At 56.8% G+C, this 13,798-nt stretch carries 18 protein-coding genes and 1 tRNA gene; 5 read left to right on the forward strand and 14 right to left on the reverse strand.

All coding sequences use genetic code 11. From position 1 onward, the window contains the following. The first annotated feature begins 168 nt into the window (after positions 1-168). On the forward strand, positions 169-435 hold the full coding sequence (locus tag CLV87_RS21030; RefSeq protein ID WP_099248244.1) for a hypothetical protein: 267 nt from the start codon (positions 169-171) through the stop codon (positions 433-435). Positions 436-454: 19 nt separating this feature from the next. On the opposite strand, the gene CLV87_RS21035 is transcribed toward CLV87_RS21030, so the two are convergent. The 12 genes from CLV87_RS21035 to CLV87_RS21090 all read right to left on the reverse strand — a co-directional run bounded on the left by CLV87_RS21035 (position 455) and on the right by CLV87_RS21090 (position 8,726). Next, the gene (locus tag CLV87_RS21035; protein WP_099248243.1) at positions 455-808 is read right to left on the reverse strand and encodes a hypothetical protein; all 354 of its coding nucleotides are present in this window, start codon (positions 806-808) and stop codon (positions 455-457) included. Between the two features lie 110 nt (positions 809-918). Continuing rightward, positions 919-1,299, reverse strand: coding sequence for a 50S ribosomal protein L7/L12 (rplL, locus tag CLV87_RS21040; protein WP_099248242.1), 381 nt, complete (start codon positions 1,297-1,299; stop codon positions 919-921). A gap of 75 nt (positions 1,300-1,374) precedes the next feature. Continuing rightward, positions 1,375-1,893: a 50S ribosomal protein L10 gene (gene rplJ / locus CLV87_RS21045; RefSeq protein WP_099248241.1), complete on the reverse strand. Its 519-nt coding sequence runs from the start codon at positions 1,891-1,893 to the stop codon at positions 1,375-1,377. Between the two features lie 263 nt (positions 1,894-2,156). Beyond that, the gene (locus tag CLV87_RS21050; protein ID WP_099248239.1) at positions 2,157-3,929 is read right to left on the reverse strand and encodes an ATP-binding protein; all 1,773 of its coding nucleotides are present in this window, start codon (positions 3,927-3,929) and stop codon (positions 2,157-2,159) included. A gap of 11 nt (positions 3,930-3,940) precedes the next feature. Beyond that, on the reverse strand, positions 3,941-4,375 hold the full coding sequence (locus CLV87_RS21055; RefSeq protein WP_166652819.1) for a molybdopterin-dependent oxidoreductase: 435 nt from the start codon (positions 4,373-4,375) through the stop codon (positions 3,941-3,943). A gap of 205 nt (positions 4,376-4,580) precedes the next feature. Beyond that, positions 4,581-5,279: a 50S ribosomal protein L1 gene (gene rplA, locus CLV87_RS21060; protein ID WP_099248235.1), complete on the reverse strand. Its 699-nt coding sequence runs from the start codon at positions 5,277-5,279 to the stop codon at positions 4,581-4,583. Position 5,280: 1 nt separating this feature from the next. Then, a complete protein-coding gene (gene rplK / locus CLV87_RS21065; protein ID WP_099248233.1) occupies positions 5,281-5,730 on the reverse strand; it encodes a 50S ribosomal protein L11 in 450 nt (149 codons plus the stop codon). A gap of 172 nt (positions 5,731-5,902) precedes the next feature. Beyond that, the gene (locus tag CLV87_RS21070) at positions 5,903-6,292 is read right to left on the reverse strand and encodes a hypothetical protein (RefSeq protein ID WP_133840869.1); all 390 of its coding nucleotides are present in this window, start codon (positions 6,290-6,292) and stop codon (positions 5,903-5,905) included. 228 nt (positions 6,293-6,520) lie between these two features. Next, the gene (nusG, locus tag CLV87_RS21075; RefSeq protein ID WP_099248229.1) at positions 6,521-7,054 is read right to left on the reverse strand and encodes a transcription termination/antitermination protein NusG; all 534 of its coding nucleotides are present in this window, start codon (positions 7,052-7,054) and stop codon (positions 6,521-6,523) included. 168 nt (positions 7,055-7,222) lie between these two features. After that, entirely contained in the window at positions 7,223-7,417 is a 195-nt protein-coding gene (secE, locus tag CLV87_RS21080; protein WP_099248227.1) for a preprotein translocase subunit SecE, read from the reverse strand. Positions 7,418-7,521: 104 nt separating this feature from the next. Further along, entirely contained in the window at positions 7,522-8,547 is a 1,026-nt protein-coding gene (locus CLV87_RS21085) for an AbrB family transcriptional regulator (RefSeq protein WP_166652821.1), read from the reverse strand. Positions 8,548-8,650: 103 nt separating this feature from the next. After that, positions 8,651-8,726, reverse strand: a tRNA-Trp gene (locus CLV87_RS21090). 474 nt (positions 8,727-9,200) lie between these two features. Here CLV87_RS21090 and CLV87_RS21095 point away from each other — a divergent pair. The 3 genes from CLV87_RS21095 (at position 9,201) to CLV87_RS21105 (ending at position 10,086) form a co-directional block, all read left to right on the forward strand. Beyond that, positions 9,201-9,410, forward strand: coding sequence for a hypothetical protein (locus CLV87_RS21095; RefSeq protein WP_133840867.1), 210 nt, complete (start codon positions 9,201-9,203; stop codon positions 9,408-9,410). Between the two features lie 86 nt (positions 9,411-9,496). After that, the gene (locus CLV87_RS21100; RefSeq protein WP_099248219.1) at positions 9,497-9,706 is read left to right on the forward strand and encodes a hypothetical protein; all 210 of its coding nucleotides are present in this window, start codon (positions 9,497-9,499) and stop codon (positions 9,704-9,706) included. 170 nt (positions 9,707-9,876) lie between these two features. Next, entirely contained in the window at positions 9,877-10,086 is a 210-nt protein-coding gene (locus CLV87_RS21105) for a hypothetical protein (protein WP_099248217.1), read from the forward strand. 203 nt (positions 10,087-10,289) lie between these two features. On the opposite strand, the gene tuf is transcribed toward CLV87_RS21105, so the two are convergent. Both tuf and CLV87_RS21115 read right to left on the reverse strand, forming a co-directional pair. Further along, a complete protein-coding gene (gene tuf / locus CLV87_RS21110; protein ID WP_099248215.1) occupies positions 10,290-11,465 on the reverse strand; it encodes an elongation factor Tu in 1,176 nt (391 codons plus the stop codon). 189 nt (positions 11,466-11,654) lie between these two features. Further along, positions 11,655-12,221 (reverse strand): hypothetical protein, encoded by a 567-nt coding sequence (locus tag CLV87_RS21115; protein WP_099248214.1) that lies wholly within the window; start codon positions 12,219-12,221, stop codon positions 11,655-11,657. A 145-nt stretch (positions 12,222-12,366) separates the two neighbouring features. Between CLV87_RS21115 and CLV87_RS21120 the strand changes: the two genes are divergently transcribed. After that, positions 12,367-13,725 (forward strand): cytochrome P450, encoded by a 1,359-nt coding sequence (locus CLV87_RS21120; RefSeq protein ID WP_235872010.1) that lies wholly within the window; start codon positions 12,367-12,369, stop codon positions 13,723-13,725. Positions 13,726-13,798 lie beyond the last annotated feature (73 nt).

Here is a 13,798-nt window from a genome sequence, read left to right on the forward strand (position 1 = left end):
TTTGCGGCCTTTCGTCAAGGCAAGAGGCTTGCCCATTGATCACCAGCAACTCAAACTGGCAAGCGACACAGGTTAGCAACTTTGTTTCCGGGAAATCGTATGCGCCGAGCCTGACAGCCTACCGAAGACATTTATGGGTATCTAGCAGCAGTCAAGGCCCGGCCCGAAATGTATATCGGGGATCCAGGTTCCGCCGACGCGCTGAAATCACTTGAAACACTCATCTGTGGGTACGAAGCTGCACTGATCGCCCATGACATTCAGGACACTCATGATGGACGAACGTTCACGAGAGAAGCCTTTGGACGTTGGCTTTGGGAAACCCGGGGCTGGAGCACCGCTCTTGGAATTACCCATGAAATAAGCCAACAAGGCACACCAAAGGATGCTTTTCAACTGCTCTTCGAACTGATTGACGAATTCAGAAATTCCTAACCCGCAATTGAAGGCTGGCTCAGCGCGAAATCGGAACGACCGCCCAGAGAGCCACCAGCCCGACCAACCCTGCACAAACAAAATAGCCTAAGACTCCATAGGCCCATTGCAATTGAATCGCTTTGAAATCCAAAAAATCAGGGTTGGAACGAGACGTTGATTTATAGCGCCTCAGAAGGCTTGGATAGAAAGCTGACAGCCCATGCAGTAACGCCAAGGGAACAAGCAGCAGCCCCACGGTTAAACCGAAAACCAACGCCGCTACTCCACGCGCAGTCCAAGGCACATTCCACTGCTGAAAGATGACGCCCGAAATGACCACGACACTCAGCAAACAGGCCAATGACATCGCCAGCGCACCCAAACGTTGCATCCACGTTTCCGGCGCGGAATTGGCGAAAAACCTTAGCAAACTTACCCCCTAGAAGAAACAAGCGCCCCCAAAATTGGGAGCGCTTGCCGTAAACCAGTTCGAAAACCGAATTACTTGAGCTCGACTTCCGCGCCTGCGTCTTCGAGCTTTTTCTTGATTTCTTCAGCTTCGGCTTTGTCGACGCCTTCTTTGACGGCTTTGCCGCCGGCTTCAACCAGCTCTTTCGCTTCTTTGAGGCCCAGGCCGGTGATGCCGCGGACTTCTTTGATGACGTTGATTTTCTTGTCGCCAGCGGCTTTCAGAATTACGTCAAATTCAGTTTTTTCCTCAGCAGCTGCGCCGCCGGCGTCGCCAGCAGGGCCCGCCATCATAACTGCGCCACCGGCTGCAGGCTCGATGCCGTACTCGTCTTTGAGGATGGTTTTCAGTTCTTGTGCTTCCAGCAGGGTCAGACCCACGATGCTTTCAGCAAGTGCTTTCAGATCAGCCATTTTGAGACTCTTTCCGTTTTCAGTTTCTGTTCCAACGTCAGGGGGTAAACCCTACGGGGATCAATCCAGTTGCTCTTACGCCGCTTCCGCTTTCTCTTCGATGGTCGAGAGAATGGATGCGATGTTCGAAGCAGGTGCGCCAATTGCGCCGGCGATGTTGCTTGCAGGTGCGCCGATGCAGCCCACGATGGAAGCGATAAGCTCCTCGCGCGAAGGCATTTTCGACACGGCCTCAACACCAGCCCGGTCCAGAGCCGTTCCGCCCATTGCGCCACCCAGAATTTCGAATTTCTGGTTTTCTTTGGCGAAATCCTCAACCACTTTGGCGGCTGCCACAGGGTCTTCGGAATAGGTCAGAACGGTCATGCCTTCCAGATATTCCGCAATGCTTTCGCACTGGGTATCTTTCACGGCAATCTTGGCGAGCCTGTTCTTGGCCACGCGAACCGACGCCTCGGCGTTGCGGGCAATGCCGCGCAAGTTCTGCATGTCAGCAACTGTCAGACCCTCGTAGCGGGACACCACTACGACGCCAGAGCTTTCAAAGATCTGGCCCAGTTCTTTGACCAGTGCCTCTTTTTGTGCTCTATCCACAGTTTCACTCCAATTTATGGAGGGGGCGACCCCTCCGGCTCACTTTTGCCTGCGTTGCCACAGGCGAGAAGTCCGTTGTCGGGTCGTCGCATCAAAATGCCGGGGCAGATATGCACCGGTAAAGATGTCTCTTCCCGTCTCAGGCAGGAGTTATGGATGCGGATGCATCCGCCCACCGTCTCGGACGAAAACAGGGTCCCGCGAATCGAGCAAGGACCCTGAATGCGTCAGTTAGACTGTTTGTTGGGATTTGCCAACCCGCTTTAGCTTTCACTCTGAGTTATTTGGCTCAACTCTTCCATCAATCGTTTTTTCGGGAGGGGTTTGGGCAATACCCGATCAATGCCCGCCTCGATATATTCCGCCACCTGATGGGACATGACGTTGGCTGTTACAGCAAAAATTGGAACGCGGGCCCGCCCTGTTTCGCTTTCTTCAGCGCGGATGCGCCGCGTTGCTTCGATTCCGTCTACGCCGGGCATCTGGATATCCATCAGGATCAGGTCAAACTCCGTATCCGAGGCCAAGGTCACCGCCTCTTCGCCACCGGATGCGGAGTAAACGATGCAGTCAGACGGCGACAGGAACCGTTCGAGGATCAAGCGGTTTGTCGCATTGTCGTCAGTGATCAACACGCGCTTGCCATGCAGCGGGACGACATCGGTCGGCTTCTTTTCTTCGCGAGTGGGGACGGCATTGGAATGCACGCGCAGCGGCAAAAGAATCCGGAATTCTGACCCGCGCCCCAGCGTGCTTTCAACGGTCAGGCTACCCCCCATCGCCTCGATAATCTGGCGCGAGATTGCCAATCCTAACCCGGTGCCACCAAATTTCCGCGTGACCGAGGAATCCGCCTGTACAAAGGGTTCAAAGATCTTATTCAACGCCTCCGACGGGATGCCGACCCCAGTATCCAGCACTTTGACCGTGATTGAATCCGCCTCAGTGTTCCAGGTCGCGACGATGTTAACCCGCCCCCCTTCGGTGAACTTCACGGCATTGGCGATCAGGTTGTGCAACACCTGCTGCAGTTTCCGTTCATCCGCGCGGACACTATTGGGCACCTGCCCCGAAATATCCAATGTGAATGTCAGCCCTTTTTCGCGCGCCTTAGGGGCGTAGAGATCATAGGCCGATTGCAACGTCTTCGTCAGGTTGAAATTGCTGTCCTTCAAATCCATCCGGCCTGCTTCGACCTTGGACAGGTCCAGCACATCGTTGATGGTGTCCAGCAACACGGCCCCGGAGTTGTTGATGACCGTCACGCATTTTCGTTGATTGGCGTCGAGTTTCGTCTCTTCAAGCTCACTCGCCATGCCCAAAATGCCATTGAGAGGCGTTCTGATTTCATGACTGACATTGGCAAGAAAACGTGATTTGGCCGCACTGGCGCGCGAGGCCTCCAGCCTGAGCGCGCGTTCTATCTGCTGATCGCGCCCGGCCTGATAGACTTCGAAAACGACGTAAAGAAACACCAGGCCCAGCAACAAGGCCACGACGGTTTCGGTACTTCGCTTACTGGCATCAGCTGAAATATCAGCCAAAATCTTTTGCGCCGGCTTTCGCGTACCAAAGTTTTCCAACCACAATTGGCGCAGCCTGACATTAAAGCCCGTTATTTCGTCGGCAACGGCCATGAGTTGCGCGCCATCCTGTGGGCCGTCGAAATAGACGATTTCATCGGCAACCGGCATGTAGTCGCGAAATTCGCCGATCAGCTCGTGAAACCCCGCCCCCTCAGAGAACCGTTCCAGCCTGACGACCCCCAAACGGCTCCACAAGACATCAAACCGGACCTGGGTTTCATAGGCTTGAGCAGGATCATGGACCTGATCATGCAGTGAAATCACCACCCTTTGGCTGACATAGTTCAGCTCGCTGATGCTCCACAGCATGACATTGATTTTGCGAACGATGTCTGCTTGCTGCTTGGAATGACTATGTTCGACAGAAACCAACAGGCCTGCCAGCGCCGCCGAGACCGTCAGCGCAAAGAGCGCGCGCAGCGCTCTTGCATTTTCTCGCAGCCAGGCCATTCAGCGACCGCTCAGGGTTTGACTTCGATGCTTTTGAGCTGCCAGATCATCCGGGCGGAATGCAAGTCATTCACCTGTGATGGGTCACTGGCAGGATAGACAACCCAGATCGGCCCCCTATCCCGGATGCGCAGCGGCTTGCCATCCCGCTCAAGCGCGAGAATGACGTTATGCGCCTGTGCATCCTGAACCGGAATGTCGATGGCGTAATCATCCAAGGCCGTGGCGCGCAACGTCCCGCCCTCGACCCCAAGATAAGTCAGCAACGAGGCAAGTGTTGGCCCAGAAAACCGGTGTCGCCCGTCGTCAAAGGATACGTAAGTGTCGACATCCCGCCAATCCAACGCCGCCAACATCTCGCGGTCAAACTGCGCTTCGGCATCCGCGTTGAAAACGCCAATCTCACCGCTGACGCGCAAAAGAATCGGCCCGCTCGGGGCCTCCATCGCGGTCGCAAAGGTAGAAAGACCAAATAAAATCAGTATGGCGGACGTCAAAAAACGATTTAGCGAACCAAACATGGCGTCACCCTTTTTGTGGATCTATTCATCCAACGGTAGGCACCATGTCCTAAGACTTCCTTTTTATCCGTCGCCGCTAACAAAAAAGGCGGGCCAACCGGCCCGCCTTTTCGCTAGATATTGAACGATATCAGCCTTCGACAGCTGCGCTCACGTCCAGTGTCACGCCTGGGCCCATTGTGGAGCTCAGCGCGATTTTCTTCATGTAGGTGCCTTTTGCGCCTGCAGGCTTGGCCTTGGAGACGGCGGAGATGAAGGCACGTACGTTTTCAACCAGCTTGGCTTCGTCAAAGGACGCTTTGCCAACACCGGCGTGAACCACGCCACCTTTTTCAGCCTTGAACTGAACTTCGCCACCTTTGGCGGCTTCAACAGCGGCTTTGACATCCATGGTCACGGTGCCAACTTTTGGGTTTGGCATCAGGTTGCGTGGGCCCAGAACCTTACCCAGACGGCCAACGATTGGCATCATGTCAGGGGTCGCGATGCAGCGATCAAAGTCGATGGTGCCGCCCTGGATGGTTTCCATCAGGTCTTCTGCGCCAACGATGTCTGCGCCAGCGGCCTGAGCTTCTTCAGCCTTGGGGCCACGTGCGAACACAGCAACGCGCATGGCTTTGCCGGTGCCGTTGGGCAGGCCAACAACGCCGCGCACCATTTGGTCCGCGTGACGGGTGTCAACGCCCAGGTTCAGCGCGATTTCGATGGTTTCGTCGAATTTGGCTTTGGCATTGCCCTTGACCAGAGCAACAGCTTCTTCAACCGACAGGTTTTCTTTGCCAGCAAAAGCTTCACGAGCGGCGGTGGTGCGTTTTCCGAGTTTAGCCATCTTACTTCACCTCGATGCCCATGGACTTGGCGGAGCCAAGGATGATCTGCATTGCAGCTTCGACGTCGTTCGCGGAGAGGTCTTTCATCTTTGCCTCAGCAATTTCACGAACCTGAGCAACGGTCACGGTTGCAACAGTTTCACGGCCGGGGTTCTCGGCACCACGCGGACGGTTCCGCTTGCCAACCGGCTTCAGGCCAGCGGCTTTTTTCAGGTAATAAGACGCAGGCGGCGTCTTGATGTCCATGGTAAAGGACTTGTCCTGATAGTAGGTGATCACGGTCGGGCACGGTGCGCCGGGCTCCATTTCCTGCGTCTTGGCGTTGAACGCCTTGCAGAATTCCATGATGTTGATGCCGCGCTGACCCAGCGCAGGACCCACGGGTGGGGATGGGTTGGCTTTGCCTGCAGGGATCTGCAGCTTCATGGTGCCGGCAAGCTTCTTGGCCATCGGCTTTCTCCTTTACAACACCCTCGCGCACGCGTGGCTCGGGCAGGTTATGTTGCGTGGTCTGGTCCGCGACGCGCGCGCCGCTTGCCTCCCACGATTCGTACGCCTGAACGGCGCAGATGCGGTGCGTTACACCGAGCTTTTCGGAAAAGCAAGCATTGCGGGCCCAAGTTCATTCACCTGCCGAGGTTTTCCTCTTGGATACACCGCTTGGCAACTTTGAAACCCCAGCCTTCCGCCAAGCAATGAAGCCCTTTGCGCCAATCCAAACGAGCAAACCAACCATCAGAAGGAAAAGAAAGGCGAACAAGTACCTTTCGACAACTAAGAGCCAAAAGCGATAGGCCTCAACTTCTACCCACTCAGAGCTGCCGCCCAACTTCTTTTCCAGGAGAAAGAAACGCCCCTCATCGCTTCGCCCGTCATAAGCCCCGTTGTACGACCCCAGAGACAACAAAACCAAAAAGAAGAAGACGAACGGAAGGCGCGTAAAGCGTGCAATTCGCTTTGGAAAGCCGTCTTCCTTTTCGATAAAACCTCTCATGAAATCCAAGTAGCTCACAACGCTACCGAGCGCTTTAAAGGCTAGGTGAAATAGCCGAGAGAGTGAGCGGAGGAACTGCCGCCTAGTAATTTTCCGCATCAACAAAAATAGCGCTTCTTGACATTCAGTTACTGGGACGACTGCAGTCGCCCTGCCCTTTACAATAACCCAATTAGGCGGTTGGGCCTACCGCAAACAAAAACGCCCCGCAAAAGCGAGGCGCTTCAAAACCAATTTGACGAGGCCTCAGACCTCTTTGCTCACCTGAGTGAAATCCAACTCCACCGGAGTTTCGCGGCCAAAGATGGAGACGGAAACCTTGAGCTTTTGCGCGTCGTCGTCCACGCCTTCGACCATACCGTCGAAACCTTCGAACGGGCCGTCGTTGACCTTGACCTTTTCGCCGATCTCGAAACGGATCTCGAGGCGCGGCGCTTCTTCGTTTTCCTGAACTCGGCCCAGGATCGCCTCAACTTCGGCGTCACGCATGGGCAGCGGGCGCCCCTGCGGGCCCAAGAAGCCGGTGACGCGGTTGATCGAGTTCACCAGGTGATAGCCCTGATCCGACATCTCCATGCGCACCAGCACATAGCCGGGCATGAAGCGGCGTTCGGTCGTGACCTTCTTGCCGCGGCGCACTTCGATCACTTCCTCGGTCGGCACCAGAACCTCGTCGAACTGGTCCTCGAGCCCCTGCTCTTCAACCGCCGTCCGGATCTGCTCGGCAATCTTCTTCTCAAAGTTCGAAAGAACACTGACCGAATACCAACGCTTTGCCATCTGGGCCTACCTCTGTCTGACCGGGGCGCGATTTTGGCTCCCCAAATGAAAACCGGCGTGCGACTCAGCGCACGCCCGTTAGAAAGTGGATTTGCTCTTACCCTTGCAAAGGCAGAGTTTCAAGTCTGCAAAACGCCTTTGAGGTTTGTTCCCCAACAGCGCCCGCCCTTAAACGAAGGACAGGCCGAATTGCAGACCGCCCTTGATCGCCAGGTCGACCAGGGCAAAGAAGATCGCGGTCAGCGTCGCCATGATGAACACCATGATCGTGGTCAGCATCACTTCGCGACGCGTCGGCCAGACGATCTTGGAGACTTCGGCGCGCACCTGCTGGATAAACTGAAGAGGATTCGTGGTGGCCATTGGCTCTCATTCCATAAAACGGGGTTTTGTCGCAGATAGACGAGGCTGAGCGCGATTTCAAGCACTGCCGTGTCACAGCTGCGTGGATTGGTACAGAAACGCCGCTAGCGAAAGGCCCGCCGCGCCCAGATCGGCATCAGGAAAGACAGAAGGATCAGGCGCGACAAATGATGCGCCGCGACAAAGGCCGGGTCCATGCCCATCAGAATCGCGATGGCCGCCATAGCCTCGACCCCGCCGGGAACAAAGGCGATGATCAACAAGGGCACAGAGGCATTAAACAGCAAAGCCGCAATCGCGACACTTATTAAGGTCACCGCAAAGCCAATCGAGGTCACAGCCACACCTCCGGCCAAGGCGTGACGCAGATCTTTTGCCGTGACACCGGAAAAGCGACTGCCGATCAACGCCCCCATGGCAATCATGGCGACGGTCAGCAACCCCCAGGGCATCCGGCCCGGGGTCAACCCGCTTATATGACCTGCCGCGCTCACCGCCATTCCGGACAATAGATAGGCTGCGGGCAGATTGAACTTTTGAAACGCCAAACCAACGGCACCCGCAGCCAGGGTCAGCGCAATCAGGTTTACCCAGGACATGGTTGGCAGTTCCGGCAAATCCGGCATGCCCTCGGCCAGGCCCCAAGTGATCAATGGCGGCACAAGCAAGGTGATGGCAAGAACCCGAATGCTTTGAATCAGCGCCACAGGGGCCGCGTCAATGTTGCGCTCTGCCGCGATACCCAAGACAAAGCTTAGATGCCCCGGCGCGGCAGCCAACATCGCCATGATCGGGTCAAGCTTGAGCACTTTGTTCAGAAAGGCTCGCGACAAATAGAGGGTGGCAAGCACGCATAGCGACAGCAGCACGATCGTTTCGGGCCAGTTCTTGGCGGCTTGCACCGTTTCGGCCGTGGCGCCCGAGCCGATATTCAGACCAATGAGCACAAAGAGAAAGTCGCGCCAGCGCACCGGCAAATCCATACGCGCACCGCTAAACAGGCATGTAAGCGACACCGCAAAGGCCGATCCGGTCACAGCAGCAGCGGGAAACCCGACCAACTCAAACACAACAGTGCCCACGGCCCCCGCAATCAAACAGATCGCGATTCCCCAAAGTCTCGTTTTCAATTCTGCTGTCATAATTGACCTGACAATAAATCTGGTTCCCGACGGATCGCGCCCAATGGAACGGGCCCCGCTCGCCTACGTCATATATCGGTCAATGAGATAATGGCAGGGGCAGCAGGGTTCGAACCCGCGACCTACGGTTTTGGAGACCGTCGCTCTACCAGCTGAGCTATACCCCTAAGGCCGGTCTGTGGGGTACGCCAAGGATTAGGTGAAATCAAGAGCGGAAAACCAAGTCTTTCACAGAATTTCGATTTTTTGGGTCGAAATTTTTGTGAACCCGCTCACGCGTTTGCGATTGAGCGGGGTGTTTTGGGGCATTTCCTGAAACATCCCGGCTGTTCACGGCTGCACACGGGTTGTTCATGGGATTGTTTTGTCACGTTGGGTGACGATTGGTGTGAGGGGATTTGGGGTGGGTGTGAGGGTGGGGGGCTTGTTTTATTGGTCCGCACCGAGGCTGTGCAGGGGGGCGCAGTGACCTGTCTTGGCGCGCGCAATTCAAGGGCAAATTCGCGTGAGCGGGCGCGATTTTTTCGTGTGTTCAAATCCGAAATCGGGGCCCCTATCTCGTTTGGTGTCGGACGCAACAGTCCAAACAAACAAACGCCCAACCGGGCCTAACACACTGATACATATAGAAAGACAGACACATGAAAACCCTGATCGCTTCCGCCCTCGTCGCCACTGCCGCCCTGACCGGCGCTGCCAATGCGTCGCTGTCGTCTGACGTGAAGACTTACGCCCCTGGCGCAGACATCTCCAACCTGACCGCCGCTGAAACCGCCTCGCTGCACCTGATCGTCAATGGTGGCGGTTCTGAAAGCGAAAAGCGCAACGCTGTGCGTAAAATCGTAAACTAAGGGACTTTTGCGGCCGCATTGGCCGCAACCTTTCCCCTCCCCCTCCCAAGACTCCCAAGAACTCCCTCCCCGAAAGGATATTTGTCATGAAAACCCTGATCGCTTCCGCTCTTGTTGCAACTGCCGCTCTGACCGGTGCCGCCAATGCGTCGCTGTCATCTGACGTGAACACCTATGCGCCCGGCGCAGACATCTCCAACCTGACCGCCGCTGAAACCGCCTCGCTGCACCTGATCGTCAATGGTGGCGGTTCTGAAAGCGAAAAGCGCAATGCGGTTCGCAAGATCGTAAACTAAGACGTGTTTGGGGACGCTTAAGCAAAGCATCGGTTCTCCGCGTTCCTGCCCTCGGGCGGGAGGCAGCGGAAACCGATCCAAGATCCCCAAATCACGGCTAAGGAGCGCTCCGGCGCATCCCCTCTCCCTCCCAAGACTCCTAAAACTCCCTCCCCGAAAGGACCTTTGTCATGAAAACCCTGATCGCTTCCGCCCTTGTTGCAACCGCCGCTCTGACCGGTGCTGCCAATGCCTCCCTGTCTTCGGACGTGCAGACCTACGCTCCTGGTGCCGACATCTCCAGCCTGAGCGCCGCTGAAACCGCCTCGCTGCACCTGATCGTCAATGGTGGCGGCACTGAAAGCGAAAAGCGCAACGCAGTGCGCAAGATCGTAAACTAAGACCTGTTCGGAGCCGCTCTGCCGGCCCCAAAACAAGATGAAAGCGCTGTCCGGATCGGGCAGCGCTTTTGCGTTGCTGGAATGCCGTAGGGTGGGGTTTTACCCCACCTTTGCCCTGCAACTGACCGCGAACAAAGAAAAAGGGCGCTCCAAACGGAGCGCCCTTCTTAAATCATCACCTCTCGGCGGCAAAGCCGCCGGAATTATTCTACAATTTTGGAAACAACACCGGAACCAACGGTGCGGCCACCTTCGCGGATCGCGAAGCGCAGACCGTCTTCCATGGCGATCGGGGCGATCAGCTCAACGCCGAACTTCAGGTTGTCGCCTGGCATAACCATCTCGGTGCCCTCTGGCAGGGTCACGGTGCCGGTTACGTCGGTGGTGCGGAAGTAGAACTGCGGACGGTAGTTCGCGAAGAACGGCGTGTGACGGCCACCTTCGTCCTTGGTCAGGATGTAGACCTCGGCTTCGAACTTGGTGTGCGGGGTTACGGAACCCGGGGCACACAGAACCTGACCACGCTCAACCGCGTCACGGTCGATACCACGCAGCAGCGCACCAATGTTGTCGCCCGCTTCGCCGCGATCCAGCAGCTTGCGGAACATCTCAACACCGGTACAGGTGGTTTTGGTGGTGTCTTTGATGCCAACGATCTCGATCTCGTCGCCAACATTGATCACGCCACGCTCAACACGGCCGGTCACAACGGTACCACGACCAGAGATCGAGAACACGTCTTCGATCGGCATCAGGAACGGCTGGTCAACAGCGCGCTCAGGCTGCGGGATGTACTCATCCACGGCTGCCATCAGCTCTTTGATCTTCTCTTCGCCGATCTCAGGGTTGTTGCCTTCCATCGCCGCCAGAGCCGAACCCGCGATCACAGGGATGTCGTCGCCTGGGAAGTCATACTCGGACAGCAGTTCGCGGATTTCCATTTCCACCAGCTCGAGCAGCTCTTCGTCGTCAACCTGGTCAACTTTGTTCATGAAAACAACCATGGCCGGGATGCCAACCTGGCGGCCCAGCAGGATGTGCTCACGAGTCTGAGGCATAGGGCCGTCAGCCGCGTTCACAACCAGGATCGCGCCGTCCATCTGCGCCGCACCGGTGATCATGTTCTTGACGTAGTCGGCGTGGCCGGGGCAGTCAACGTGGGCGTAGTGACGGGCATCGGTCTCATACTCAACGTGGGCGGTCGAGATGGTGATACCACGAGCCTTTTCTTCAGGCGCGCCGTCAATCTGGTCATACGCTTTGAAGTCACCAAAATATTTGGTGATCGCCGCTGTCAGCGTGGTCTTACCGTGGTCAACGTGACCGATGGTGCCAATGTTGCAATGCGGCTTGCCGCGCTCAAACTTTTCCTTTGCCATCTTCCAGACGCCTCTAAATTTGCGGGGCCTCGCTGGCCCAAGTTACATCGCGCGCCGTTTATTGGTTTGAGAGAGGAAAATCAAGTCAATCATGCAATCACCACCCCGCAAACGGCAGGTGACAGGCCAGCGCACTGGCCTGCGGCAATAAAATCAATGAAAACGACCCGGTTGGGTTAGGTTTGCGCCTTATTCAGCAGGGCTTTCGCCGGGCTCATCTGCGACAACACCCTCAGCACCATTGCGCGGGGCGAACCACGCTTTTTCCTCGTGCATTTGCCGCATCCATTTCTCGATTTCCAAGGCGATGGATTCGGACAGACGGGCAATCTGGTCTTCGCGGGTCATTTGCAACCGCGATTCGAAGACATGGATGGCGTGGATTTCCTTGGTTTTCTCATTCAGCTTGGCCTGGGTCGCGTCGTCAAATACGGTCACACGCACAGCCAAGGCGGATTTGCCCGGAACCACCGGAGGCGGCAGGGAATAGGCTTCGACGCTGACGCCAATGTGATAGTATTGGTCGCCATCAAACCGGCGAAAGCGCTCCTCCAGCGCCTTGTCGACAGCTGCGCTCCACTCTTCGGCGCTGGCATCGCGCGACACCAACAGCTTTTGCAGATTTGGCGCGACAACCTCGGCATGGCCCAGTTTAAAGGCCCCCATGGGTTCCGCAGGTTTGGCCAAATCCGCCGGAGGCGCGTTACATGCCAAAAGGAACAAACTTGCGCCCAGCGCGGCCAGATTTCGCAGCATGAGACCCCTCTGCCATTGATATGCCTCGCAACCGGATATCTCACAGGGCCTTTTGACGCAACTGACTCTGATGGACGCGGGGCGATCCTGCGCTACCTTGGACAGGTGGTTTGCCCCGACCACCGACGTGGATCAGGAGTGTAAAATGACAGGAACGCCCAAGCCCCTGCCGCCCCGTGTGCCGCTGGTCACACAGCCGATGGGACTGTGGCAAAGCCTGCAGACCGCCCGCAAAAACATCCTTGCCATCATCCCCGACATCGCCACGCGTCAGCCCATGGTGTCCGGCAAGACCGGGAAACGCTGGCATATGGTGATGGATCCAGAGGCCATTCGACAGGTGCTATTGGAAAAACTGGACGATTACCCCAAATCGCTGGTGACCAAAAACCTGCTGCGCCCCGCGATTGGCGATTCCCTGTTTATCGCCGAGGGCGCGCATTGGCGCTGGCAACGGCGCGCGGCGGCCCCTGCCTTTTCACATCGCAATGTGATGAACCTTGCCCCTGTGATGACGCGCGCGGCGGAACAATCAGCAGAACGTATCGCGGCCGCAGGCCCACGAGCGATCAATTTCCTCGATGAAATGGTGTCGCTGACCTTTGACGTGATCTCGGATGTGACCTTTTCCGGAGATGAAGGGTTTGATCGCGGCGCGGTGCATAAGGCCATTGATTCCTATATTGCCGAGGCTGGCAAACTGTCCTTGTTCGATATTCTGGGCCTGCCCGACTGGGTGCCTCGCCCGGCGCGGGTGTTTTCCACCGGTGGTGTCAAACAGATGAAACGCGTGGCCGATAGCGCTATTGAGGCGCGGGCGGCACGGGGGGCTGATGAGGTCCCTGATTTGTTGGATCTGCTCTTGGCCGGGGAAGACCCGGAGACCAAGCGGCAAATGAACATTTCGGAACTCAGGGATAATCTGCTGACCTTCATCGTGGCCGGTCATGAGACGACGGCGCTGACTCTGGCCTGGTCCCTGTACCTGCTGGCCTTTGATCAAGAGGTTCAGGACAAGGCTCGGGCAGAGGTACAAACGGTGTTGTCGGGCCGGTCCGCGAGTGGAGAGGATGTGGCGCAGCTGCCCTATATCCGGCAGATCGTTGATGAAGCTCTCAGGCTCTATCCACCGGCGGGTATGGTGTCGCGGACGGCCTTGGCGAAAGACACGCTATGTGGGCGCGAAATCTTGCCCGGTGACACGGTGATCCTACCGATCTATGCCCTGCACCGAAATCACCAGCTTTGGGAAGACCCGGATCGCTTTGATCCGGATCGATGGAGCGGAGACAAGCCCGAGCGCTATGCCTATCTGCCGTTTGGCGATGGGCCGCGTATCTGCATCGGGGCCTCGTTCGCGATCCAGGAGGCGGTGATTGTCCTGGCGACACTGCTGTCTCGGTTCCGCTTCACCCCCGTCGCGGGCAAAGTGCCCGATCCCGTGATGATCATCACCTTGCGCCCCGAGGGCGGTGTCTGGCTGGAGGCGGAGCCAATCGCCTGAGGCGCGCGCGCCCAAATTCCATCGATGGAATTTGCAAATTCCGTGCACGGAATTTATCAGCGCCCGCCTCACG

It is taken from the genome of Pelagimonas phthalicica (genome assembly GCF_004364805.1).
In the GTDB taxonomy this organism is placed as follows: Bacteria; Pseudomonadota; Alphaproteobacteria; order Rhodobacterales; family Rhodobacteraceae; genus Pelagimonas; species Pelagimonas phthalicica.

Coding starts and splice junctions, on each gene's coding strand:
- CLV87_RS21115 (WP_099248214.1), bottom strand. CDS start 12,221: ATGCTGCGAAATCTGGCCGCGCTGGGCGCAAGTTTGTTCCTTTTGGCA.
- rplL (WP_099248242.1), bottom strand. CDS start 1,299: ATGGCTGATCTGAAAGCACTTGCTGAAAGCATCGTGGGTCTGACCCTG.
- CLV87_RS21120 (WP_235872010.1), top strand. CDS start 12,367: ATGACAGGAACGCCCAAGCCCCTGCCGCCCCGTGTGCCGCTGGTCACA.
- CLV87_RS21035 (WP_099248243.1), bottom strand. CDS start 808: ATGCAACGTTTGGGTGCGCTGGCGATGTCATTGGCCTGTTTGCTGAGT.
- CLV87_RS21050 (WP_099248239.1), bottom strand. CDS start 3,929: ATGGCCTGGCTGCGAGAAAATGCAAGAGCGCTGCGCGCGCTCTTTGCG.
- rplK (WP_099248233.1), bottom strand. CDS start 5,730: ATGGCCAAGAAGCTTGCCGGCACCATGAAGCTGCAGATCCCTGCAGGC.
- tuf (WP_099248215.1), bottom strand. CDS start 11,465: ATGGCAAAGGAAAAGTTTGAGCGCGGCAAGCCGCATTGCAACATTGGC.
- CLV87_RS21095 (WP_133840867.1), top strand. CDS start 9,201: ATGAAAACCCTGATCGCTTCCGCCCTCGTCGCCACTGCCGCCCTGACC.
- CLV87_RS21030 (WP_099248244.1), top strand. CDS start 169: ATGTATATCGGGGATCCAGGTTCCGCCGACGCGCTGAAATCACTTGAA.
- CLV87_RS21055 (WP_166652819.1), bottom strand. CDS start 4,375: ATGGAGGCCCCGAGCGGGCCGATTCTTTTGCGCGTCAGCGGTGAGATT.
- secE (WP_099248227.1), bottom strand. CDS start 7,417: ATGGCCACCACGAATCCTCTTCAGTTTATCCAGCAGGTGCGCGCCGAA.
- CLV87_RS21105 (WP_099248217.1), top strand. CDS start 9,877: ATGAAAACCCTGATCGCTTCCGCCCTTGTTGCAACCGCCGCTCTGACC.
- nusG (WP_099248229.1), bottom strand. CDS start 7,054: ATGGCAAAGCGTTGGTATTCGGTCAGTGTTCTTTCGAACTTTGAGAAG.
- rplA (WP_099248235.1), bottom strand. CDS start 5,279: ATGGCTAAACTCGGAAAACGCACCACCGCCGCTCGTGAAGCTTTTGCT.
- CLV87_RS21100 (WP_099248219.1), top strand. CDS start 9,497: ATGAAAACCCTGATCGCTTCCGCTCTTGTTGCAACTGCCGCTCTGACC.